The following is a 24,693-nucleotide window of genomic DNA, read 5'->3' as shown; positions in this document are numbered from 1 at the left end:
TTCTATCCGGTCTGATAGGGTTTTACTATGATTGAATTATTATTAAATATATAAATGTATTGCAGTGTTATTCTATAAGTAATTTAAATATTCTTTATTGAATCTGTTTTTTAAAATGCGTTTAATCTTATTTTTATTCCGATATTATCTTTGAATTCAGAGGTCTGATAATACCCTAGTCTGTAAGATAAACCCACCCCAAAATTTCTGCCTAAAAATCTGTTCCAGATAAATCCTACTTCCTGGTAGTAATGATCGAGTACCTGGAAATCGAACTGATGATCTGCTCTGTTTTTTAAGTTTCCTATGGCAGCCTGATATTCAAGTTCTATGTCTGAATATCTTGTCCCGAAAGTCTTAAATCTGAACGGAAGATTTTGTGATACCCTAAACGCAATAAATTTATCTGCGAAGAACGTTCCTGAAGGCATTGTTGAAAATCCAAGATTAGATGGTGTGCTGATATTCGAATACCACTTATCAACAGTTTTATCGTTCTGACCGGCTATTTCAAAATTTTTCCAGATCGGTGCGGTTCCGGAAGAGATTCCTCCAAAAAGTTTGATATTGGTGTATCCCAGTTTAGACCTGAATTGATGAATAATCAAGGCATCTAATCTATGATAATCCAGATCTCCGCCTAAAGTTTCAAATCCTTTTTCATAATTCATAAATATTTGAGGATAGCTTTTTTCGTAGGTGTATTTCCCGGTCGGAGTCATGATATTTTTATCATTCGGGGCAAATTTCAGAGATAGTGTTGCACTTGTATTATCGAAGCCATTTCCTAAATTTTCATACCGGTAATCGAAAAGAGCCTGTTGTTTTTCTTTATTCACGGCAATTTTCATGCTCAACGAATTGGAAATATCATATAAGAATGAAGCTCCCCATTTCTGATTTTTATAAAAAGTTGCATTGTGAAGATCAAGATTAATATCTGAAACTTTCATCATCATGTCCCACATATTATTGCTGAATCTTCCTGCAGCAAAGACATCATCTGCATAATCGATACGGAAAACCGAAGTTCTTTTATCAGATAATTTTACATCCAGACCTAAACCATATTTCCATGTATGATCTTTAAATCCGTAACCGAAATAACCATCAGGAGAGAACGTCTTGTTGAATTTTTCATTAAGTTTTACCCCGGCTCCCAAACGTAATCCCTGGTATTTATCATAGCTGAAAAATTTGGTAAGGTCAAAATCAATGATCTTGTAACGGATATTTCCCCGCATTAATTGGGTTAAAGTGTTTAATTTTTTCTCAAAATCATTTTTTTGTACAAAGCTGTCAATTTTTGTATACGTTACACTTTCTCTCGTCGTAAGACTGTCGGTTCTGTACTTATCCAGAAGGCTTCCATCGGAGTTTTTCATGTCAAGAGAGTAGCCTTTAAAATCGGCTGCCTGCTGTGCTTCATTCAGTTGGAAATCAAAGAAACGGTTTCTGACGTACAGATAACTTCCAAATTTCTTTTTGTTGTATTTACTTCTTTCGCCTTCTTTCAGACTGTCTTTTTTAGAGGTGTTGAAAGATTGGCTGCTCATTTTTAATTTAATGTCTTCATAATCTAAAAACCATTTATTGTTGATGGGTTTCCATACAGAGACGATATTTCCTTCGTTTTGTTTTTTGTTGACACTTTCAAACTTTTTCAGGGCAAAGCTTTCGGCGTCTACATATATTTTTCCGTTAAACTTTCTAGGATTCTGCTTTTTCTTATCTGTAATTTCTTTGAATTTGATGACATAGGTTTTCCTGCCGTCCAGCTGTAAAGTATCGGAAAGATAAAAATTAAACAGCTTTCTGTTTTCTGGTCTTACCTGTCTCGGAATCCTGTCGAGATTAGAAATATTGATAGCCAATGCCTCGTAAATCGGATTTTTAAATCCTGACATTCTGTTGTCTATGATATTGGTTTTTTTACCAAACTTCTGGGAATATTTATATTCGGTTGCTTTTTCCCAAAGAAACATCTGGCTTTCCTCTGTAGCACTGATAAAATCTTCACTGATCAACGAATCTTTCTTTTCACCTTTTTTTTGTTTGAATTCTCTTTTTTCAGCTTTTGAAAGTGAATCTTTCCTGGTAGCTAAGAAGTTTTTGTAAATATCAATCGAATCCTGATCTACATCAATAGAAAACTTGGAATAAGATTTAAAATTATAGGAATCCAAAGACTTGGGAGAATTTTCTTTGGCTTTTTTATTAACTTCATCCAAAATTTTCAAGGCTCTGGGATCACTTTTATCCGTAATAACCACCCTGTCAATATTATCTCTCTTTTCAGATAATGGAAGTAATGATATTTCCATCGATTTTTTTACATCTGCTAAAGCATCCTCAAAATTACTGGCAAGAATTTCAACTTTTTTACATTTTGTTTTGAATGACAGTATGCCTTCGTGGTTGGTTTTGCCGAGCAAATTGTCATCACAGTAGACAGCTGCATTCTGAACTGGTTGGTTGTTGGTTTTATTGAATACTTTCAGCTGGCTCTGACCGAAAAATAAAACAGTGAAAAATAGAAATAAAGAGGATAAAAGCTTTGTCATTAGTTTTTTTATAGATATGACAAAACTATTGATAAGAAAGTTACAAAACCATAGTAAAAAATATAATGTTTTGTTAAAAATTAAAAAATAAAATCAGCTGTATTAAGGTTAAATACAGCTGATTTAGGAGTTGTTCAATTCTCACCGCAATAAAATAACGAACATTTATTTTAGATTTTAAACCTTTTCGGATTGTAAAATTAAATATTCAATGCTTTTTGATATGCATTTTCCAGACCGTCAAGATTTTTCCCGCCTGCAGTTGCGAAACCCGGGTTTCCGCCGCCGCCGCCCTGGATTTCCTTGGCTAAGTCTTTTATGATAGCTCTAGCCTGGTAGTTTGCAGCTAAATCATCAGAAACCCCAACTGTGATCATTGGTTTTCCGTCTGCATCAGACAGAATGATCGTCACAGAAGAAGGGATTTCTCTTTTCAGCTGGAATACGATGTCTTTTACAGAGCCTGCATCAAGAGACGTTTTCTTCACTAAAAGCTGTTTATCACCTTTTTGTTCATAAGCATTTTTCCAGTCACTGATTTCTCCTTTTGCTTTTTCTTTCTTTAAAGCATCAACTTCAGATTTTAAAGAGGTATTTTCATCAATTAGTTTTTCAATCGATTTTACAACATCTTTAGACTTCAGCAATTGTGAAAGTTCGGTAATCTGTTTTTCTAAATTTTTGAAATATTCTTCAGATTTATCTCCCGAGATCGCTTCAATTCTTCTGATTCCTGCAGCAGCAGAGCTTTCGGAAACAATTTTGAAGTGACCTATTTCAATGGTATTTTTCACGTGAGTTCCACCACAAAGCTCTTTTGAACTTCCAAACTGGATCATTCTCACATAATCACCGTATTTTTCACCGAAAAGACCTGTTGCACCTTTATCAAAAGCTTCCTGGATCGGAATGTTTCTGAACTCCTGTAAAGCGATGCTGTCTTTGATTTTCTGGTTTACTTTATTTTCAACTAAGGTCAATTCTTCCTCTGTCATTTTATTGAAATGCGAGAAGTCAAAACGCAGATAATCAGGACCAACGAATGAGCCTTTCTGTTCAACGTGAGTTCCTAAAACTTCTCTCAAAGCTTCATGCAACAAGTGAGTTACAGAGTGGTTAGCCTGAGAATTTTTTCTGTCGGTTGCATTTACTTTGGCATAGAAAACTGCACCTGCATCTTTAGGAAGTCCGCTGATTAAAGAAATAATTAATCCGTTTTCCTTTTTGGTTTCTAAAACTTCAAAGCTTTCAACAGCATTTTCAAGAACTCCCTTATCACCGATCTGTCCACCACCTTCAGGGTAGAAAGGTGTTTCGCTCAATACCACCTGATAAAATTCACCGTCTTTATTCTCTACTTTTCTATATCTTGTAATGTAAGTTTCAGATTCTGTTTTATCGTAACCTACAAAGTTTTCGTCTCTTTCTTCCAGAGTTACCCAATCGTAAACTTTTTGGGCTGAATCTTCTTTTGAACGTAATCTTTGCTTTTCCCTTTCGGCTTTAAAGCCTTCTTCATCAATCGTCAAACCCTTTTCTTCCGCAATAATTCTTGTTAAATCATCCGGGAAGCCATACGTATCATACAATTCGAAAACTTCAAGAGTTGGCAATACTTTTTGGTTGTCAGCAATCGTCTGTTGAATTAATTTTTCAACTCTGATCAATCCTGTTTCAATGGTTCTAAGGAAAGATTCTTCTTCACTTTTGATAACTTCCGTTACCAGAGTTCCCTGTTTTTCAAGTTCTGGAAAGAATTTACCCATCTGCTCCTGAAGAACGGCCACTAATTTATAAAGGAAAGGTTCTTTCATATCCAGGAATCTGTAAGAATAAGAAATACCTCTTCTCAGGATTCTTCTGATCACATAACCGGCTCCTCCGCTTGAAGGTAACTGTCCGTCTGCAATTGCAAAAGAAACTGCTCTGATATGATCTACCACCACACGGATGGCAATATCTTTTTCGTCTTCTAAAACTCCTGTATATTTTTTACCTGAAAGCTCTTCAACTTTAGAAATCAGCGGAGTGAAAACATCTGTATCATAATTGGAAGATTTCCCCTGAAGTGCCATACAAAGACGCTCAAAGCCCATTCCGGTATCAACATGACGTGCAGGAAGTTTTTCCAGGGATTTATCCGCTTTTCTGTTGAATTCCATGAAAACCAGGTTCCAGACTTCCACCACCTGAGGATGGTCGTTGTTCACAAGATCAAGTCCTGAAACCTTAGCTTTTTCTTCCGGTGTTCTCAAATCAACATGGATTTCCGAGCAGGGTCCGCAAGGCCCGCTTTCACCCATTTCCCAGAAATTATCTTTCTTGTTTCCGTTGATAATCCTGTCTTCTGAAATATGGGATTTCCAGAAATCATAAGCATCCTGATCTCTTTCAAGATTTTCAGCAGAATCTCCTTCAAAAATCGTTACATATAAATTCTCTTTTGGAATTCCGAATACTTCCGTTAATAATTCCCAGGCAAAAGCAATAGCATCTTTTTTAAAATAATCACCGAAAGACCAGTTTCCCAACATTTCAAACATGGTGTGATGATACGTATCTCTACCTACATCATCCAGGTCATTGTGCTTCCCTGAAACTCTCAGACACTTCTGCGTATCGGCAATTCTCGGGGCGGTAGGTGTTTTGTAGCCTAGGAAGAAATCCTTAAACTGTGCCATTCCGGAATTGTTAAACATTAGAGTAGGGTCGTCTTTCAGCACGATAGGTGCAGAAGGAACGATAAGGTGGCCTTTACTTTTAAAATAATCTAAAAATTTTTGACGTATCTCTTGTGATGTCATAATTATATGTATTGCTTTGCTTTTTTAATCAAATTTTTGATAAGATGCAAATTTAAGATTTTTAGCTGATTTTATATCAAATATTTGATATTTTGGAATGGTTATTATCTAAAATCAGATCTAGTGTTTTCCGGGGATATTGGTACTCTTTGTTTCGGAAGTTGTTATTGGGGCTAAAACCACCCCGTCAAAAATTCTAAAAGAATTTTCGCCACCCCTCCTTTGGAGGGGAATTCTTGTACGTAGGTTTTTTTTTATTGCGAGGAACAAGGCCAATGGTGTTCACAATGACAGAAAAAAAACTTTGTGCTTTTGCGTTTAACTTATTATCTTCGTTATGATCTGAAAAGATAAAAGATTAACATGACGAAAAATGAAGTACTGAAAAGTTGGGTAGAGCAATATTCCGGGGCTCTTCTGAGGCGGGCTATATATCTGCTTTCAGATAAAGGTGAGGCTGAAGATATTGTTCAGGAGGTTTTCCTGTCTGCTTTTACGTCATATGATTCTTTTGAAGAAAAAAGTAAACCTTTAACCTGGCTTTACAGTATTCTTAATTATAAAGTTTCTGATTTTTACCGGAAAAAATATAAATCGGAACCACAGATCAGTCTTGATCATTTTTTTGATGAAACGGGTTCTTGGAAAAACAATGATGTATTGAATGATTGGGATACTTCAGACAGGGAAACGGAGCTTTTGGACGATCATAATTTTAATAAAACTTTGGAAGATTGTATTGAAGAATTGCCGGTAAGATGGAAAATTCCACTAAAAATGTATTATCTTCATGAAAAAAAAGCACCGGAAGTAAGTCAGGAATTAAATATTTCTACGACTAATCTATGGAAGATTCTTCAACGAAGTAGAATGCAGCTGAGAGAGTGCCTGGATTTTAACTGGTTTGCGAGATCGTAACGAATTATAAAAAATGTTGAAAAAAATTATTCATCTGATATTTTTGCCATGCCGTGAAGCAACCCTGCTCATGGAAAAAAGAAATGCACAGACCATTTCCAGGAAAGAAGACTGGAAGCTTTCCGTGCATCTTAAAATCTGTAAATGGTGCAGGGCATACAAAGAAAAGCTGGAAATTTTAGACGATATTTTAAAAAGAAAACTTTCTCAGAGAGAGGAGAATAAAATTAATCAATCTGATATTCAGGATTTTAAAAACAAAGTGCTTGAGAAATTAGATATTTAAGAAAAACTTTGTCAGGATTTTGAAATTGTTCCGACTATACTTTTGAAAATAATACAATAGTCATTCAAAATCTTAAAACATGAACGGAACATTACAACAATTTACAAAAATAAGGCCTGGATATTACCTTTCGCTTTTCGGGGCTGCCCTTATTTTACTATGGATCGGAATTTTCAAGTTTACACCAACAGAAGCCAATGCTATAAAACCTTTGGTAGAAAACCATTTTCTCACTTTTTTCGCATACGATTTTATGAGCGTTCGGGCTGTGTCAAATACTATCGGAGTGATAGAAATTATCATTGCCTTATTACTGGTATTTAGTGTGAAATTTGCATTTCTGAAAAGATATGCGGGAATCGCAATGACCGTTACTTTTCTTGTCACATTAAGCTATTTGTTTACCACGCCGGGAATATGGAAAACAGTGGATGGAGTACCGGTTACAGATTTTTTTATCCTGAAAGACGTCATGTTTCTGGGATTTGGATTAACGCTGTTTCAAAATAATTAGAAATGAATAAAAAGATAAAAATGAAAAATATACTTATAGTGCTCGGGATTATTCTGGGTATAGCAGTATTTGCTACAAAATCAGGTTTTTTAAATTCTAAACCTAAAGAAGTAAAAAAAGAAAAAGAAAATCAAGAAATTATGGACAATAAAAACGTAAGAGAGATTTATTTTGCAGGCGGATGTTTTTGGGGTACGGAACATTTTTTTCAACAGATTCGTGGAGTAGTGGCTACCGAAGTTGGCTATGCCAATGGGAAAACCGACAATCCTACCTACGAACAGGTGGTAAGTCATACAACAGGTTTTGCGGAAACGGTAAAAGTAAAATATGATGCCACTCAGATTGATCTGAAATTATTGATTGACCTGTATTTCAAAACGATTGACCCTACAAGTCTGAACAAACAGGGAAATGACAGAGGGGATCAATACAGAACCGGAATTTATTATACTGAAAAAGGGGATGATGCTGTGGTAAAAGAAGAAGTTCAGAAATTGGCTAAGAATTATAGTAAGCCTGTGGTTGTTGAAACCATTCCATTGAAAAATTTTTATAAGGCGGAAGATTATCACCAGGAATATCTGGATAAAAATCCGGGAGGTTACTGCCATATTGAGCCGGGACTTTTTGAGATGGCGAGAAATGCAAACCCGCTTCCCAAAGCAAAATACCAAAAGCAGGATAAAAAAGCTTTAAAAGATAAGTTATCCCCGGAACAATACAAAGTAACACAGGAGAACGGAACAGAAAGGCCGTTCCAGAATGAATACTGGGATGAAACCCGTGAAGGAATCTATGTGGATATTACAACGGGAGAACCTTTATTTATTTCAACAGATAAATTTGAATCCGGTTGCGGATGGCCAAGCTTTTCAAAACCGATTACTAAAAAGTTAATCGATGAAAAAATGGACAGATCTGCCGGAATGACCAGAGTGGAAGTAAGAAGTAAAACCGGAGATGCCCATTTGGGACACGTTTTCACAGACGGTCCGGCTGATAAAGGAGGTTTACGTTACTGTATCAACAGTGCTTCACTGAAGTTTATTCCGAAAGCGGAAATGGAAGAAAAAGGATATGGGGAATATATTTCTCTGCTGGATAAAAAGTAAGATAAAGTGAAAGTAAGGCTGTCGAAAGACGGCCTTTTTTGTTTTCTGTTTTTAAGTTATACGCAAAGGCGCAAGGTTTTAAATGTTATAATACGTAAAAACGTCTGACCCTGTCAAATCATGATTTCATTTGGCAAGAATAAGCATAAAAGATAAAATTACATAAAAATTGATAGCCGAAAATCTTTGATTTTCTTGCGCCTTAAAAACATAGAGTAAATCATCTTTTGCGCCTTTGCGATTAACTAATTCATTGCATTTGAAATCTTTCTTTAATACTGAACATAGAAATGTTTAAAAAAAGTAAAAAACCGAAAATCATGTAATAAGACTGCTTAGGAAGATCAAGCAGATATTTTATTTTCTCAAAGCCTGTGTAATGTTCTTCATATTTCATGTATTGCATATGCTCAGAATATCCACAACAAACATCATAGCCTCTCTCAATTTTTTTCGGATCTTTATAAAAATGAACAGCGAAGAAATGTCCGGTTTTATCATTGTCAACTCCATAGGATTCCTGTTTGGCCAATGTCATGACATCAATCAAAGCGATAAAATCCTGTAAAGTATTTTGGTCTCCGATGATGAATTCAATTCCGGTTTCTTTTTTATTTCTTGCCTGAAGTTTTTTTAGTTCAGAAACATAGTAGGGTTGATTTTGTATAGCTGTATTAGGTTTTACGACAATTTTTTGGTAATTCCAGCTTCTGTAAGGCTCAAAAGTATTGTCAATACTGTCGTTGTATTTGTATTTTGCAGGAATTCCTAAATCAAGAACCGTATATTGAGGATGAACTCTCTGATTTCCATAATAGCAAAACAAAACCGGAATCAGCAAAGCACTGATCAATCCCGGAACGTAGTATATTTTCTTCATGGATATTATTTTAATATAACGAAATGAAAATTTTAAGCCAAAAAAAGTGATCCGAAACGAACCACTTTAATTTTTAAAGGTAACTATACTATTTTAAACTTGTTTCTGTTTCTTTCATTCAGTTTTTATATCGCAAAGAAAATGATGAGTGGGGCATATCTAAGATGAGCAAAGTTTTTAAATCTATAAATAGATTTTCAAAAGAATGCTTCATAACAGCTTTGCTGCTTTCTTTGCTTTTCCTAAAATATTGCAGCCGTATTTTAAAAACTTTGCGTTAAAAAAAAGATAAGTGTAAAACAGGATATAGTTATCTTTTAATCTTTCGAAACTCTACCAATCTCTTTTTTTCAGAATCCAATAAGACCCGAAAATGAAGATTGCGCACCATACAAGACAAGCGATCATACTTTCCGTAGGGTAATGAAATTCATATTTTAAGCCCATCATTTTAGCCATATTCAGCCTCATCATAGGGTTGGGAATAAGGCTCGACATGCTTTCCAGCGGGAGAAGGTGGGTGATGAAAAAGTCGTTTTGAAGCACTTCATTTCTCTGAGGTCCCTGCATTCCGCTTACCTTTGAAAATGTTTCTACTGCAGTTAAAATACCTTCGCCAATCCAGAAAACAAATAAGGCAAGAAAAACAAAAACAGATTTTCTCAATAAAATTGAAAGGAACATCAGGAAGCAGAAGAACGTAAACAGCTTGACAAAATAGTTTCCGATAAAGAAAATTTCTTTGAAAACCATTTCGGATGTCGTGTTATTAGAATATTGGAATCCCAGCAATATGGTGATTATAAATACAATTAAAGTTGAAACAACCGTAAAAATACCGATGGTTAATAGCTTTGAACCAATAAATTCGTTTCTGCTCAGTCCGTCGATGGTATTTTGTTTAAACATCCGGTTGCTGAATTCCTGTGAAATGGAAAAAACGATAATTAATCCCAGGAAAATCTTTAGTAAAGCAACAATCCATGTGGTGAAATTCCATATTTCAGGAAAATTATAAATTCCCTCTTCTTTTAAATTGATAGTTCCTCCGAAAAGATCAAAATCAACCAGTCCGATGAAAAGCAATGCAATTAAAATAGCAAAATACAGGATGGTAAAAACCTTAAATGGTCTGTAATTCAGGTTTTTGTAATATTCGAGTTTTAATAATTTAAGCATGGTTGTTTGTGTTTTTTACAAGTTCAAGGAATTGAGTTTCAAGAGACAGTTTTTTCTTCGTTAAATGAGACAGGAAAATCCCTTTTTCCACAAGCTTCTGATTCAGGGCTGAGGCAGAAACGGAAGCATCTTCGCGAATCTGTGCTTTAATAATTTCGCCGTCAGGCTTAACGGAAGTGAACCACTGCAGCTCTTCCAGTGCATTTAAAAGCAAAGTATTGTTATCCGCTTTCAATTCAAAATAACCTTTATTGTTGGTCATTTCATCCACTCTTCCGGAATAGATCGAGTTTCCTTCTTTAAGCACGATGACATGGCTGCAGATTTTTTCAATTTCATCCAGAAGATGACTTGCAATGATAATGGTAATGCCCTGTTTGGCAATGCTTGAGATAATCTCCCTGATCTGAATGATCCCTTCAGGGTCAAGGCCGTTGGTAGGCTCATCCAGAATCATCACTTCAGGATTGTTCAGCATCGCGGAAGCAATAGCCAGACGTTGTTTCATCCCCAGTGAAAAAGTTCTGAAGGCATCTTTTTTTCTTTCAAAAAGGCCAACTGTTTTTAAGACTTCATCAATTCTCTCATAGGGAGCGTGCTTGATTTCAGCTACTATTTTCAGATTCGTTTCAGCACTGAGGTAAGGGTAGAAGTTGGGCTGCTCAATAATAGCTCCAATTTTTTTCAGCGTATCAGGATCGGTGCCTTTCTTTCCAAACCAGTACCAGTCTCCGCTTGTAGGATTTATGGTCGAAAGGAGCATTCCGAATGTTGTTGATTTTCCGCTTCCGTTTGGTCCCAGAAGACCATAAACATTACCTCTTTCCACATCAAAAGAGATATTGTTTACCACGACTCTCTTAAATTTCTTAGTCAGATTTTTGACTGATAAAATTTTTTCCATGTAATTTGTTTTACATAGTAGTAGTCTATATAATTTACAAAATGTTACAAGATTAGGTGAATTTGTCTGAAATTTTTAAGATTAAAACATTAATTTTGATAGTATAATTTGTGAATATGAAGTTAATCGAACTTGCAAAGGAATTGAATGTATCGGCAGAAGCTATTAAACAGTTTATACAGGATTTTGATCTTGAGCCGGGAATATGTATCAGTACAAATTTTGAAGTGAAAACAGATTTTGAAAAATTTGCCCGTGAAAATGTAGATTTTTTAAGACAGTATGAGAAAGATCTTGATAAAACCAAGACTTTGGAGGAAATAGCGAAAACCATTAATCAGCCTAAAGAAAAGGTAGAAAAAGCGATAAAAGAAACCAATCCGAATATCTTTGATAACGGGTTCTTCCGTTCTTCTATTTCCAGCTACGGGATTGACAATAAATTAGGGGGGAATTATCAGTTTGTATACGATTATTTCGGACATAAAACCAGTCTTCAGCACAGAGATTTTATTGGATACAGAGATCTGTTTTTCTATATTTCAGGAGTTCTGGAGCCCTTTTTAAATGAAAGACAGATTAAAGACTGGGGTATTAATAAACCGGCAGGAATTATTTTATACGGTCCTCCGGGAAGCGGTAAGATTTTCTGGGCCAATAAGATCGCGGAAATTATAGGATACCAGTTTAAGGAAGTAAAGAAAAATTATCTCGGAACTTCTTTTGTTGACGGAAATAAAACTGATTTTAACGATTTTCTGGTAACGATGATGAGCCAGGATAAAGTGCTTCTTTTTCTTGATGATTTTGATGAAATTATGATGGAAAGAAAAGCAGAAACCGATGTGGCTTCCTGTAATCTTGAAACTCAGGAGATGATTCTTCATTATATCGGAAAATTTGAGCAGGAAGGTTTATTGATGGTAGGTTCTGCCAATTCGGTATCGGAAATTGATGAGGAAATTCTTGCTCCGGGCAGATTTGATGTGATGATTCCCGTTTTTCCACCTAATGCAGCGGAACGTTCTGAAATTATCCTTTATTCGATGATCAAAGGATTGGAGAGTGATTCTCTGCTCTATAAAATCCTTAAAAACAACAAAGCGGATAAAGTTCCTTTCTGGCACGGAGTATCTTCCAAAATGAAAGTTTTCAGCAATACCATGCTGATTGATTTTACACAGAGCCTCAAAAAACGTATTAAAAACCTTTACCAGAGAACCAAAAACGAAAATCTGAAAATAGACCAGAATCTTCTGAACGGAGCTTTAAGAGATGCAACAGGAAAGCTTACCGAAGAATATCTGGAGCAGATTGCAAGATTTTTAGCCGATGCGATCGTTAACAACCTTGATGATTTTCAACAGCGGATTCAGGCTTTAAGAAGTGAGCTTGAAACCTATAGAATTGTAGAAGAACCGAGAAGGGAAATCGGTTTTCACCATAACGGGGAAGAGGGGTGAAAGTTTAGAGTTATGAGTTATGAGTTATAAGTTATGAGTTATAAGTTATGAGTTCCAATCATCAATTATAATGTTAATTAAACATTTACCGTAAGGTTTTTTCTTTCAACTCTCAACTCATAACTTATAACTCATAACTCACTACCTCCTTTCCCACCAATTCATAATCTCTTCCGTTACCCGGTCTACATCAAATTCAAAAGAATAGTAACCATAAGTGATGATCAGTTCGCTTTCTATAGCTCCTTTGATTTTTTCGGGAAGAGCACCGTTTTCAAGATGTTTTAAGATTTTGTCGGTAACCATATCAATCTGGCTTTCAGAGGCGTTGGGAATCATATCCAGGAAATTGATAATCTTTTTAAGTTCAGTGAAATTGCCACTGGATTCATTAATCAATGTGTTCATGCTCATTTGTATTTTTAGATTACTAGTTTGATAAATGTAAATATAGCTAAAGATTAAATTTATTTTATCCTTATTTTTGCAAAAAAGAAAAAATTCGTGATTAATAACGACCAGATAAAACAAGTTCAATCCAGAATTGAAGACCTTCATAAATATCTCCAGATTGAGAAAAAGAAGATAGAGATTACCAATGATGATGAGAAAACGGCAGCTCCCGGATTCTGGGATACTCCAAAAGAGGCGGAAACATTTCTTAAACAGCTCCGTTCCAAAAAAAAATGGGTGGAAGACTATGAAGAAATAAGTACTCAGTTTGAAGACCTGCAGGTATTGATGGAATTTGCGAAAGAAGATCCGGATTCCGAAAAGGAACTGGACGAAACTTTCCCGAAGCTGCTGGAAAAAATTGAAGACCTTGAATTTAAAAATATGCTTTCCAATGAAGGGGATGAGCTTTCTGCGGTATTACAGATCACTGCCGGAGCCGGAGGTACGGAAAGCTGTGACTGGGCTTCCATGCTGATGAGAATGTATACGATGTGGGCAGAAAAGCAAGGCTATAAAATCAGGGAGCTCAATTTTCAGGAAGGTGAGGTTGCCGGAGTAAAAACCGTTACGCTGGAAATAGATGGCGAATATGCTTTCGGATATCTTAAAGGAGAAAATGGTGTGCACAGGCTGGTAAGAATTTCACCTTTCGACAGTAACGCAAAGCGACATACCAGTTTTGTTTCCGTATATGTTTATCCGTTGGTGGATGATACCATTGAAATCAATATCAATCCGGCTGATATCAGTTTTGAAACCATGCGATCTTCCGGTGCGGGTGGGCAGAACGTAAATAAGGTGGAAACCGCAGTACGTCTCCGTCACGCGCCTACAGGAATTATCATTGAAAACTCGGAATCCCGTTCACAGCTTCAGAATAAAGAAAAGGCGATGCAGTTGCTTCGTTCCAGATTATATGAAATGGAGCTTGAAGAGCGAATGAGAGCCCGAAATGAAATTGAAGCCAATAAAATGAAAATCGAGTGGGGAAGCCAGATCAGAAATTATGTAATGCATCCGTACAAGCTGGTAAAAGATGTACGTTCCGGGCATGAAACTTCAGATGTGGATTCTGTAATGAACGGAAACCTTACTCCATTCCTTAAAGCGTTTCTGATGGCGGATGGAACGGCAGTTTCTGATGACGATATGGACTTATAAATATCATGTTTGAATTTTAGTTAAAATCTTATAATATATTTCCGTTTCAGATTTTTTAAGCTTACTTTTGTTACTTATCAATACGTATGGAAGATTTCAATAGTTGGAAGGATTTATTAAACCCTGAGTTTTATATCAAAATGGGAGGGTTTTGGTTGATTTTATTTATTGTTTTTGCTGAAACAGGTCTGTTTGTAGGATTTTTTTTACCAGGTGACTCTTTATTGTTTGTTTCAGGAATTTATGCCGTTGAAATCATCAAAGAGACTTTTGGTTCCACAGGGAGCGAATTTTTAGATACAACAATTCTGGCAACGAGTGTTTCTCTTGCCGCTATTATAGGTAATGAGATTGGGTATTATTTTGGTGTAAAAACAGGGCCGACGTTATATAAGAAGCAGGATACGATGCTTTTCAAGAAAAAGTATCTTTATCAGGCCCATAATTTCTTTGAAAAACATGGTGCCTTAGCGATCATTATGGCAAGATTTTTACCGGTGGTAAGAACTTTTACACCCATTGTTGCGGGAATTGTGAAAATGGATAAGAAAGAATTCTTAAGAGATAACATTATCGGTGCTGTTCTGTGGTCATTCCTTTTGATCTTTGCAGGACACTATCTGGATAAATTATTTATCGAGCAGTTCGGAATCGATCTGAAAAAGAAGCTGGAACTTATTATCTTAGTGATTGTATTAGTAACAACACTTCCGGTGATCATTAAATTCTTATTCGGTAAAAAAGAAGATTTCTCCAAATATGAAGATCAGGATTTTGAATAAACTGTAATAAGTTAAAATATAGAGGGCTGTTCCAGAAGGGGCAGCTTTTTTTGTTAGTTATAAGTTGGGAGTTAAGAGTTAGAAGTTAAGAGTTAAGAATTATGAGTTATGAGTTTCAACCATCAATCATCAATCATTCATCATTAATACTAACGAATAATTTAACATTTATCGTAAGGTTTTTTCTCTCAACTAACAACTCTCAACTCATAACTCATAATTCTTAACTCTTAACTCATCATTCCCTCACCCATTCCAGGATATTAGGGTAAATAATACTGTCTCTTTTCCTCTTATTGAAAAATCTGGGTGCATGACCCGTATTTTTCATAAAGATCAGTTTATGAGGTATATTTTGACTTGCCAGGGCGGAATCTAATGCTAAGCCCTGATGCTGATTCACCAGGAAATCCTGATTTCCCTGAAATAAAAGGGTAGGAACATTGGTAATATTGGCAATAGGACTGGCTTTTTTAAATTCTTCAGATATATTTTTACGGTTAAACTTCGTGCCCACTACTTTCTGAACTGTAGGAGAAGTATATTTCGAATAAAAGGAACGTAAATATTCTTCAGAATAAAAATCTGTTGGGCCGCTTAAAGAAATGATTTTTTTGATCTGATCCGGATTTTGATAGCCGTATAATAAAGCAAGATGACCGCCTGCACTTTCGCCTAAAAGGATGTAATGATCCGGCTGTAATTCTGCTTTGTTGGCCAATGAATTAAATTTTGTGATTACAGAACGTATATCTTCCAGTTGTTCCCGGTAAGTGATCTTCTTTGATTTTGAGACCAGCCTGTAATTCATATTAATACTTGGAATATTATGATTAAACAGCATTTTCTGAATCTGAATCATATGTTCTTTCCTGCCGTATTTCCAGGCACCCCCATGTACAATTAAGACAACCGGGGAATCTTTGGGGTATTCCGAAGGTAAAAAGACATCCATTTTCTGTCTTTTATGTTCGCCGTACTTTAAATTGTAAATTTTTTGCTGGTTATTGGTACCTACCCAGACCCGGAATCTGGAATTACATGAATTGAATAAAAAGCTGATGCATCCTAAAACAAAAAAATGATATCTGAGAACGAGCTTTTTCATAGATTAAATGTACACAAATATAATGCAAAAAGCAGCTTGGATTTTATGATTTTTATCCTTGCTGAATCTTGATTTTAACTTGAAAAAATTAATTTGATCATGATTTCTTTTTTATGTAATCCTCTTTTCTTTGTTAAATTCATTCTAAACAAAATGAAAACCAGAATTAAATAACTATTTTTGTCCGACTTAACATATATTAAAAAAAGATTAAAATATGGCATCCGGTTTTTTTGCAATTTTAGATGATATCGCAGCTTTAATGGATGATGTGGCCGTTACAAGCAAACTGGCAACTCAGAAAACAGCAGGGATTTTAGGAGATGATTTAGCAGTAAATGCAGAAAAGGCTACCGGATTTCTTTCTTCAAGAGAATTACCGGTTTTATGGGCGATTACGAAAGGTTCCTTCATCAATAAATTAATTATTCTTCCCGTTGCATTTTTACTTAACTGGCTCTACAAGCCGGCCATTGAGATTATTCTTATCCTGGGAGGTCTGTATCTTGCATTTGAAGGCGTAGAAAAAATTATTGAGTTTCTGTTTCACCGTTCCAAAAAAGGGCATGAAGTGGTAGAAGAAAGCATAAAGAGCGATAATTCTGAAGATTCTGAAAAAGCAAAAATAAAATCTGCCATTACCACAGACTTTATTCTTTCCATAGAAATTGTAATTATTGCTTTGGGAACCGTGATTCAGGAAAACCATCCTTTGCTGACGCAGATTATTACGGTAACTTTTGTGGCGTTTCTGGCGACTGTAGGAGTTTACGGGATTGTTGCCCTGATTGTAAGAATGGATGATGCAGGATTTAAGCTGATCAGAAAAAGTAATGATAAAGGGTTTTTCTCAAAATTAGGACATTTATTGGTCAAAGCTTTACCGGTTATTATTAAAATACTGGGAGTAGTGGGTACGATTGCTCTGATCCTGGTTTCGGGAGGTATTTTTGCTCATAATATCCATTACCTTCATGAGTTGCTTCCGACCTGGCCATCCGTATTAAAGGAATTTACATTCGGAATTGTAGGCGGGCTTGCAACAGTAGCCGTTTTTACCCTGGGAAAGAAAATATATTCCCTTATTACCCGCAAATAATTTTTTGCCTCTAAAACTTCAGAAGATCCGTAAAATATGAGGAGAAGTTTATCCATTGATGTATTGAAAATCATACTGGCATTTTTTGTCGTTTTTTTACATATGCATCTTCTGCGGGATACTTATCCGGAACTGAGCTATGTACTGGTGAATGGGCTTTTTAGAATCGGAGTGCCGGTTTTTCTGATTATAACGGGATATTATTTCTATCATATCGATACGGCTGATAAACTGAAAAAGTGGCTGGTAAGGCTGTTTTTACTGTATGCGCTCTGGTCGCTTATTTATATTCCGATATGGAAAGAGGATGATTCATGGGTCATGAATATCATTTTTGGTTATCACCATTTGTGGTACCTGATCGGAACTTTTTTCGCCGGCATTATGCTGTTTTTTTTAAGAAAGAAATCTACTGTTACTCTGGTTGTGATAAGCCTGGTATTATTCTGTTGCGGGTATTGTATTCAGCTTTGGGGAAACCTTCATCCTTTCACCGGAAATATGGATTCCACTTTAAATGCATATCCGCTGTACCGGAATTTTTTATTTGTTTGCTTTCCTTTTCTTTCAGTGGGTTTTCTGATTAAAAAGCTGGATATCGATGTTAAATTAAAGCCTTCATTGTTCCAGGTTATGCTGGTAATCGGATTGGTTATGCTTGAGGCTTTTTTTAATTACAAAATAATCGGTCTGGACAAAAAAGACAGTATCGACCTGCTTTTTTCGTTGATGATAGCTTGTCCTGTGGTATTTTTATATGGAAAAAACAAAATATTTCTTTCCGATTCTAAAATTCTGGCCAATCTATCCACTGCAATTTACCTGGTTCATCCGCTGCTCATGAAACTAATGTTGGAAAGACATTTCTCTGCTTATGAAACTGGTGTTTTTATAGTAGTATTGCTGTTGGTGAGCCTGCTTTTGGTATATGTGAACAGAAAGATAAAATATCTGCTTTAAGTTTTTAATTATTGCTGAAGTCTGAAACAAAAAAGAGACCTTAAGGCCTCTTTTATATTTTTAGTTGAATAAATCTTTCACTTTATCAAAGAAAGTTTTTTCTTTTCCGGAAGGTTCTGCAACCATTTCTCCGCTTGACATCTGGTTTTCGAAGAACTCCTTCTGTTCTTTTGTCAGCTTTTGCGGTGTCCATACATTGATATGGATAAACATATCACCTTTACCATAGCTGTCGATGCTTGGAAGGCCTTTTCCTGCCAGTCTTAAGATTTTTCCGGACTGTGTTCCCGGTTCGATCGTGATTTTCACTTTTCCGCCAACGGTAGGAACTTCTTTTTTAGTTCCCAATGCAGCTTCCGCAAATGAAATATATAATTCCTGGTGAAGATTGTCACCTTCTCTTTTGATTACCTTATCTACTTCTTCTTCTACGATCACCAACAGATCTCCCGGGATTCCACCGAATGGAGCGTCATTCCCTTTTCCTCTTACATTTAGCTGAATTCCGTCTCTTGCGCCTGCAGGAATATTGATTGTGATTTCTTCTTCATCTTTTACCAAGCCCTGTGCATTGGCACCTGCCGGGATTTTGTCTGCAACTTTTCCGATTCCCTGGCAAGTTCCGCAGGTTGTCTGAGTCTGCATTTGACCGAACATGGTGTTCATTACTTTTAGCTGAACGCCCGAACCGTTACATGTAGGACAGGTTTTTGAAGTGGCACCTTCCGCCATCTTCATTTTTTTTACTTTAAGAGTTTTCTGGGTTCCGTTCACCATCTCTTCAAGATTCAGCTTAATTCTGATTCTTAAATTAGAACCTTTCACCTGCTGACGTCCGCCGCCGCCAAAACCACCGCCACCGAAATGACCACCGAAAATATCTCCAAACTGACTGAAAATATCTTCCATATTCATTCCGCCGCCGAATCCGCCACCGCCGAATCCACCGTTTCCGCCAACACCTGCGTGACCAAACTGGTCATATCTCGCACGTTTCTGGTCATCACTTAATATTTCGTAAGCTTCAGCAGCTTCTTTAAATTTTTCTTCGGCCTCCTTATCTCCCGGATTTTTATCAGGGTGATATTTAATAGCCATTTTACGGTATGCTTTCTTTATTTCGTCGGCTGATGCAGATTTGCTGATTTCAAGAACCTCGTAATAATCTCTTTTTGACATGACAATTTATAATTGATTATTGATAAATGATAATAAAAATTCAGAGGGTATAAGTAAAATATAAACCGTTACCACTCATCATTTATCACTTATTAATATTAATTTCCCGTTACCACTTTTGCAAAACGGATTACTTTATCACCTAAAGTATAGCCGGTTTCGATAACATCTACAATTTTCCCTTTTAAATCTTCTGAAGGAGCAGGGATCTGAGTAATAGCTTCGTGAAGATCCACATTAAAGCTGTCTCCGGCTTTTACTTCCATGGTTTTTAACCCTTTTTCAGTCAGCTTATTTTTAAATTTCTGATAAATAAGTTCAACCCCCTGAAGGTCTGATGGGTTTCCGTTTTTAGCGATCTCTTTTAAAGCTCTTTCGAAATCATCTAAAACCCCAAGCATAGAAACCATCATATCCTGGTTGGCATATTGGAAGAACTCCATTTTCTCTTTAGAGGTTCTTTTTTTATAATTTTCAAATTCTGCATAAAGACGGATGTAACGATCTTTTTCTTCTGCCAAAAGTTCTTCTGCAGTAGGAGTATTTGTCACATTTTCTTCAGAAGATGCTTCGTTCTGAATGTTGTTTTCTTCTTGTTTATTGATGTTTTCTTCGTTGATATCCTGATTTTCCATGTTCAATAACTATTTTAAAGATGTTTTAGTCAAAGATTCTGCCAAATAAAAAATCTGGACATTAAGTCACAAAAAGTAAGAGAGGGATATGTTGAAAGCAATGGTGAATGGTGAATTGTCAACTGTCAATCGTGAATTTGAATATCCGGATTCTTAATAAATCAGTATTAAATATAAAGACAGCTTTTAAAATTGACAATTCACCATTCACCATTGACCACTAACTATTTTCCAAAAAACGTCTGGTATAACAAGTAAAGATTTAAAATAATAATAACAAAAGAAATAATCCAGACACAAACCTTTAGAAATGGCTTGTTGACGAATTCACCCATTTTGGCTTTATCACTGGTAAACATAACCAGAGGAACTACCGCAAAGCTTAGCTGCATGGATAAAATAACTTGGCTTAAAACCAATAATTCCGTGGTTCCTTCTTCACCATACAGAATGGCTACGATCAATGCCGGAATTACTGCGATAAGTCTTGTGATTAATCTTCGCAGCCAGGGTTTCAGTCTTATGTTAAGAAAACCTTCCATAACGATCTGTCCGGCTAAAGTTCCCGTTAATGTTGAGTTTTGTCCTGAAGCCAATAAAGCAATAGCAAACGCAATACTTGCCATGGAAGCACCTAAAATAGGAGTTAACATTTTATAGGCATCATGAATATCGGCTACATGTTTGTTTCCTGTAATATGGAAGGTTGCAGCCGCCAGAATAAGTATGGCTCCATTGATGAAAAAAGCCAGCATTAATGAAACGGTACTGTCTAAAGTGGCAAATTTAATCGCTTCTTTTTTTCCTTCCCGGTCACGGGTATAGTCTCTTGTCTGAACAATACTGCTGTGGAGATAAAGATTGTGCGGCATTACGGTTGCACCGAGGATTCCTATTGCAATATAGAGCATTGCAGGGTTCTGGATAATCTCTTTTTGTGGAACCAAACCTCCTAAAATCTCATTGATCGCAGGTTTTGAGATGACAATCTCATAAATAAAACAAGCCAGAATGATGAATATAAGCCCGCCGACAATACTTTCAATCCATCTAAAACCTTTTGCCTGTAAGAGAAGAATGATCAGTACATCCACCGTCGTAATAACAATTCCCCACGTCAATGGGATATGGAAAAGTAAGTTTAAGGCAATGGCAGAGCCGATTACTTCGGCTAAATCACACGCTGCAATGGCAATTTCACAAAGTATCCAGAGAATAAAATTGGTGGTAGGACTGAAATGATCTCTGCAAGCCTGCGCAAGATCTCTTTCTGCAACAACACCTAATTTTACAGATAAATGCTGCAAAACCATCGCAAAAATATTTGAAATAAGAATAACGGAAAGCAGGGTATAGCCAAACTGGGCTCCGCCGGCTATATCCGTAGCCCAGTTTCCGGGATCCATATATCCGACGGCAACCATAAGCCCGGGACCTGCAAAGGCCAGGTATTTTCTCCAGAAACTCCCGTTTTTAGGGACTTTAATGGATGAATAAACTTCCGATAATGAGTGAGTTGATTTATCTTTCCGCCAGGCGTTTTTTAAATTAAAATTCATGAATGTTAGAATTGACTAACAAATGTAATTAAATAAATGAAAATACAATACATTCCGGAAAGAAAAAATCCCGGAAACATTTCCGGGATTTCAAATTAATGTATTGTTAAAAGATTATTTTGCAAATCTTACTGCCATTTTTCTGTCAACAGCTCTTTCAGCGTCAGAAGCTTTAGCATCTACTGTTGCAAATTTACTTCCATAGCCTTCAGCTTCTAAAACCTGTGCTCCAACTCCTTGTTTTCCAAGCCAGTCTTTAATAAAATTAGCTCTTGCTTTTGAAAGGGCTAAGTTTTTAGCTTCATCACCGGTTTTATCAGTGTATCCGCCAATTTTAATTTTAGCATCAGGGAAAGCTTTTAAAATCGCTTTCAGGTTTTCCAATTGGCCCTGAGAACCTGCTTCCAATTCAGTAGAGCTTCCCATTTTGAAATTCACATGGTCAAAATCGTACCATTTATCTTTCAAGGCAGCATCATCTTTAGCGTTTTTGTAGCCGTCAGATTTCAGGAAAGTAATCATCTGGTCTTCCATTCCGCCTTTATACCCTTTAAGAGTTGTGCCGTTCAGGTCGATACTCTCGTCAGTTTTTGTGGTAGCAGGCATTGCTGTTGTGGTATCTGCCGGAGAAACTGCAGTTGCTGTATCCGTAGGTGTGCTTGTAGAATCTCCTGCCACCGTTGTGGTCGTTGTTTCTTTTTTCTCACACTGCTTCCATAAGAAATAAGCTGCTGCAATCAGTAACAGAAGTGGAAGTAACCATTTCCATATAGAGCCGCCACCGCCACTTTCATTATTTCTGTCCGGATAAGTTCCTGTAGGAGTAGTACTTCTCGTTACTTCTATTTTAGGTTCTTCCTGAGGAGGTGTTTTTATTGCATCGTTATCATTATCAAACTTATATCCTTTAGCCCAGTCACCAATGTTTAATGATGCTAGAGAAAGTCCTGCAGGTAATAACGTGGAGATAATACCTTTCTGGTCATTCAAAAGACCTGAAATTCCGGATTTATCCAGATTATTATCGGCTGCATATTTTCCGACAGAGCCTAATGTGGCGCCTGTCACCAAATTTAATAAAGAACTTGATGAATTATTACTGATCCCCGCAAAAGTAGCAATTGAGTTGATCAATCCGCTAACTTTATCACCAAAAATTGATGTCAATAAAGTAGAGATAATAGAGTTGTTAGAAGAGTTCCCTATGAGGTTTCCTAAGATTCCACTGGATGAAGCACTACTAATTGCATCTAAAACTCCGGGATTGTCAGCATTATTTGCTAATCCTCCCACAACTGCCGGCAAAAGGCCTCCAATTGCTTTTGAAATACCAGATTCACTTTCTCCGAGCTGTGATGCAGCCTGAGACACTAAAGCAGGACCCAATTGTCCTTTAATTAAGTCGATGACATTTAAAGACATAATAAATTTTTTTGAGATTAATGTTGTTATAAATTTAAACAAAAAATCTACTTAAAATCAGTTTCTTTAAATATTTCTTTAAACTTTAATTAAAATTTTGAAAAATTATCAAAATTTTAATAAGCTTTAGCAAATAGTACACGCCTCTGTGACGGTTTTCCGGAAATAAGTGAAATACCTGCTTCTACATCATCATCCAAAGGAATACATCTGATGGTTGCCTTTGTTTCTTCCTTGATCTGTTCCTCTTCTTCAGCCGTACCATCCCAGTGTGCATAGATAAAGCCTCCTTTTTCTTCCAGTACTTTTTTAAACTCTTCGTAAGTATCTACTTTAGTGATATTATCCTTTCTAAAGTCTAAAGCTTTGTTATAAAGGTCTTTCTGGATCGTTTTCAATAATTCATCAATGTAAGAATCCAGCCCTTCAATAGAATGAGTTTCTTTGGTAAGGTTATCTCTTCTTGCGATTTCTACTGATTTATTTTCAAGATCTTTTGGTCCGATTGCAATTCTTACAGGAACTCCTTTTAATTCGTATTCCGCAAATTTCCAGCCCGGTTTATTATGGGTGTCATTATCGAATTTCACAGAAATACCCTTAGCTTTCAGTTTAGCCTGAATATCCAATGCCACTTCACTGATCTGGTCCAATTGCTCTTCTCCTTTGAAGATAGGAACAATCACCACCTGGATCGGTGCTAAAGTAGGAGGCAATACCAACCCGAAATCATCAGAATGGGTCATGATCAAAGCTCCCATCAGACGGGTGGAAGTTCCCCATGAAGTAGCCCAAGCATGTTCTATTTTTCCTTCTTTATTGGTGAATTTTACATCAAAAGCTTTTGCAAAATTCTGTCCTAGGAAGTGAGAAGTTCCTGCCTGAAGGGCTTTTCCGTCCTGCATTAATGCTTCGATGCAATAGGTCTCATCGGCTCCCGCAAATCTTTCAGATGGTGTTTTTAATCCCTGAATAACCGGCATTGCCATAAAGTTTTCAGCGAAATCTGCATATACCTTATTCATTTTTTCAGCTTCTTCCACAGCCTCGTCTTTGGTAGCATGAGCGGTATGACCTTCCTGCCATAAAAATTCTGCTGTTCTTAAAAATAAGCGTGTTCTCATTTCCCAACGTACCACATTGGCCCATTGGTTAATCAATATCGGTAAATCTCTGTAAGACTGAATCCAGTTTTTATAGGTATTCCAGATAATTGCTTCGGAAGTTGGGCGTACAATAAGCTCCTCTTCCAATTTAGCATCAGGATCCACAATTAATTTGTGTGGATTATCAGGATCTGTTTTTAATCTATAATGGGTAACAACGGCACATTCTTTTGCAAAACCTTCTGCATTTTTTTCTTCTGCCTCAAACAAGCTCTTGGGCACAAAAAGCGGGAAATAAGCGTTAACGTGACCTGTTTCTTTAAACTTTTTGTCCATTTCATCACGCATTTTTTCCCAGATCGCATATCCGTATGGTTTGATAACCATGCATCCTCGCACCCCTGAGTTTTCAGCTAAATCTGCTTTTACAACCAATTCGTTATACCATTTGCTGTAATCTTCGCTTCTTGAGGTTAATTTTGCCATTATTTTTTTTAATTTTTTTAACTTTTTTATATTATTGTTATCTAAAAATAAAAATCTATTTTTGATAGATTTATTTACCAGTGTTTTGGTACATTTTTGGTACAGATTGCAAA

General features: G+C 36.3%; 21 protein-coding genes. 9 read left to right on the top strand and 12 right to left on the bottom strand.

All coding sequences use genetic code 11. The annotated features are described in order from the left end of the window. Positions 1-110: 110 nt before the first annotated feature. Positions 111-2,564, bottom strand: a complete 2,454-nt coding sequence (locus tag AB8P06_RS07225) for a DUF5686 family protein (protein ID WP_369839909.1) — start codon at positions 2,562-2,564, stop codon at positions 111-113. Positions 2,565-2,764: 200 nt separating this feature from the next. Further along, on the bottom strand, positions 2,765-5,368 hold the full coding sequence (gene alaS, locus AB8P06_RS07220) for an alanine--tRNA ligase (RefSeq protein ID WP_369839906.1): 2,604 nt from the start codon (positions 5,366-5,368) through the stop codon (positions 2,765-2,767). A gap of 363 nt (positions 5,369-5,731) precedes the next feature. On the opposite strand from alaS, the gene AB8P06_RS07215 reads away from it, so the two are divergent. The 4 genes from AB8P06_RS07215 (at position 5,732) to msrB (ending at position 8,201) form a co-directional block, all read left to right on the top strand. Beyond that, positions 5,732-6,286, top strand: a complete 555-nt coding sequence (locus tag AB8P06_RS07215) for an RNA polymerase sigma factor (protein ID WP_369839903.1) — start codon at positions 5,732-5,734, stop codon at positions 6,284-6,286. Positions 6,287-6,299: 13 nt separating this feature from the next. Further along, the gene (locus AB8P06_RS07210) at positions 6,300-6,572 is read left to right on the top strand and encodes a hypothetical protein (RefSeq protein ID WP_369839901.1); all 273 of its coding nucleotides are present in this window, start codon (positions 6,300-6,302) and stop codon (positions 6,570-6,572) included. A 79-nt stretch (positions 6,573-6,651) separates the two neighbouring features. After that, on the top strand, positions 6,652-7,086 hold the full coding sequence (locus AB8P06_RS07205) for a DUF417 family protein (protein ID WP_369839900.1): 435 nt from the start codon (positions 6,652-6,654) through the stop codon (positions 7,084-7,086). A gap of 20 nt (positions 7,087-7,106) precedes the next feature. Beyond that, positions 7,107-8,201 carry a peptide-methionine (R)-S-oxide reductase MsrB gene (gene msrB, locus AB8P06_RS07200; RefSeq protein ID WP_369839897.1) on the top strand — a complete coding sequence of 365 codons (1,095 nt, stop codon included), beginning with the start codon at positions 7,107-7,109 and terminating at the stop codon, positions 8,199-8,201. A 250-nt stretch (positions 8,202-8,451) separates the two neighbouring features. On the opposite strand, the gene AB8P06_RS07195 is transcribed toward msrB, so the two are convergent. From AB8P06_RS07195 to AB8P06_RS07185, 3 genes are all read right to left on the bottom strand, one after another. Further along, the gene (locus AB8P06_RS07195) at positions 8,452-9,081 is read right to left on the bottom strand and encodes a hypothetical protein (protein ID WP_369839894.1); all 630 of its coding nucleotides are present in this window, start codon (positions 9,079-9,081) and stop codon (positions 8,452-8,454) included. Positions 9,082-9,414: 333 nt separating this feature from the next. Further along, positions 9,415-10,260, bottom strand: a complete 846-nt coding sequence (locus AB8P06_RS07190; RefSeq protein ID WP_369839892.1) for an ABC transporter permease — start codon at positions 10,258-10,260, stop codon at positions 9,415-9,417. After that, a complete protein-coding gene (locus tag AB8P06_RS07185; protein WP_369839889.1) occupies positions 10,253-11,164 on the bottom strand; it encodes an ABC transporter ATP-binding protein in 912 nt (303 codons plus the stop codon). Before AB8P06_RS07185 ends, AB8P06_RS07190 begins: the two co-directional genes overlap by 8 nt. A 116-nt stretch (positions 11,165-11,280) precedes the next feature. Between AB8P06_RS07185 and AB8P06_RS07180 the strand changes: the two genes are divergently transcribed. Next, a complete protein-coding gene (locus tag AB8P06_RS07180; RefSeq protein WP_369839886.1) occupies positions 11,281-12,627 on the top strand; it encodes an ATP-binding protein in 1,347 nt (448 codons plus the stop codon). Between the two features lie 141 nt (positions 12,628-12,768). On the opposite strand, the gene AB8P06_RS07175 is transcribed toward AB8P06_RS07180, so the two are convergent. Further along, complete coding sequence (locus AB8P06_RS07175; protein ID WP_369839883.1) at positions 12,769-13,035, bottom strand: hypothetical protein; 267 nt, start codon at positions 13,033-13,035, stop codon at positions 12,769-12,771. Between the two features lie 96 nt (positions 13,036-13,131). On the opposite strand from AB8P06_RS07175, the gene prfB reads away from it, so the two are divergent. Together prfB and AB8P06_RS07165 are read left to right on the top strand one after the other, a co-directional pair. Continuing rightward, complete coding sequence (gene prfB / locus AB8P06_RS07170; RefSeq protein ID WP_369839880.1) at positions 13,132-14,244, top strand: peptide chain release factor 2; 1,113 nt, start codon at positions 13,132-13,134, stop codon at positions 14,242-14,244. A gap of 86 nt (positions 14,245-14,330) precedes the next feature. Next, entirely contained in the window at positions 14,331-15,026 is a 696-nt protein-coding gene (locus tag AB8P06_RS07165) for a DedA family protein (RefSeq protein ID WP_369839877.1), read from the top strand. Between the two features lie 238 nt (positions 15,027-15,264). Here the strand turns inward: AB8P06_RS07165 and AB8P06_RS07160 are convergent, their stop codons facing one another. Beyond that, the gene (locus AB8P06_RS07160) at positions 15,265-16,134 is read right to left on the bottom strand and encodes an alpha/beta hydrolase (protein WP_369839874.1); all 870 of its coding nucleotides are present in this window, start codon (positions 16,132-16,134) and stop codon (positions 15,265-15,267) included. 217 nt (positions 16,135-16,351) lie between these two features. Here AB8P06_RS07160 and AB8P06_RS07155 point away from each other — a divergent pair, with 217 nt between their 5' ends. Next, a complete protein-coding gene (locus AB8P06_RS07155) occupies positions 16,352-17,233 on the top strand; it encodes a DUF808 domain-containing protein (RefSeq protein WP_369839872.1) in 882 nt (293 codons plus the stop codon). 36 nt (positions 17,234-17,269) lie between these two features. Beyond that, positions 17,270-18,193: an acyltransferase family protein gene (locus AB8P06_RS07150; RefSeq protein WP_369839869.1), complete on the top strand. Its 924-nt coding sequence runs from the start codon at positions 17,270-17,272 to the stop codon at positions 18,191-18,193. 60 nt (positions 18,194-18,253) lie between these two features. On the opposite strand, the gene dnaJ is transcribed toward AB8P06_RS07150, so the two are convergent. The 5 genes from dnaJ to proS all read right to left on the bottom strand — a co-directional run bounded on the left by dnaJ (position 18,254) and on the right by proS (position 24,580). Beyond that, positions 18,254-19,372, bottom strand: a complete 1,119-nt coding sequence (dnaJ, locus tag AB8P06_RS07145) for a molecular chaperone DnaJ (RefSeq protein WP_369839866.1) — start codon at positions 19,370-19,372, stop codon at positions 18,254-18,256. 98 nt (positions 19,373-19,470) lie between these two features. Beyond that, positions 19,471-20,007 (bottom strand): nucleotide exchange factor GrpE, encoded by a 537-nt coding sequence (locus AB8P06_RS07140; protein WP_369839864.1) that lies wholly within the window; start codon positions 20,005-20,007, stop codon positions 19,471-19,473. A gap of 224 nt (positions 20,008-20,231) precedes the next feature. Continuing rightward, entirely contained in the window at positions 20,232-21,566 is a 1,335-nt protein-coding gene (locus AB8P06_RS07135) for an Nramp family divalent metal transporter (RefSeq protein ID WP_369839861.1), read from the bottom strand. A 114-nt stretch (positions 21,567-21,680) separates the two neighbouring features. Then, positions 21,681-22,988, bottom strand: coding sequence for an OmpA family protein (locus AB8P06_RS07130; RefSeq protein WP_369839858.1), 1,308 nt, complete (start codon positions 22,986-22,988; stop codon positions 21,681-21,683). Positions 22,989-23,104: 116 nt separating this feature from the next. Then, the gene (gene proS / locus AB8P06_RS07125) at positions 23,105-24,580 is read right to left on the bottom strand and encodes a proline--tRNA ligase (protein ID WP_369839856.1); all 1,476 of its coding nucleotides are present in this window, start codon (positions 24,578-24,580) and stop codon (positions 23,105-23,107) included. Positions 24,581-24,693 lie beyond the last annotated feature (113 nt).

This window comes from Chryseobacterium tongliaonense, from assembly GCF_041224435.1.
In the GTDB taxonomy this organism is placed as follows: Bacteria; Bacteroidota; Bacteroidia; order Flavobacteriales; family Weeksellaceae; genus Chryseobacterium; species Chryseobacterium tongliaoense.
The sequence above is the reverse complement of the archived record's forward strand: the minus strand, read 5'-3'. Positions and strand labels throughout refer to the sequence as shown.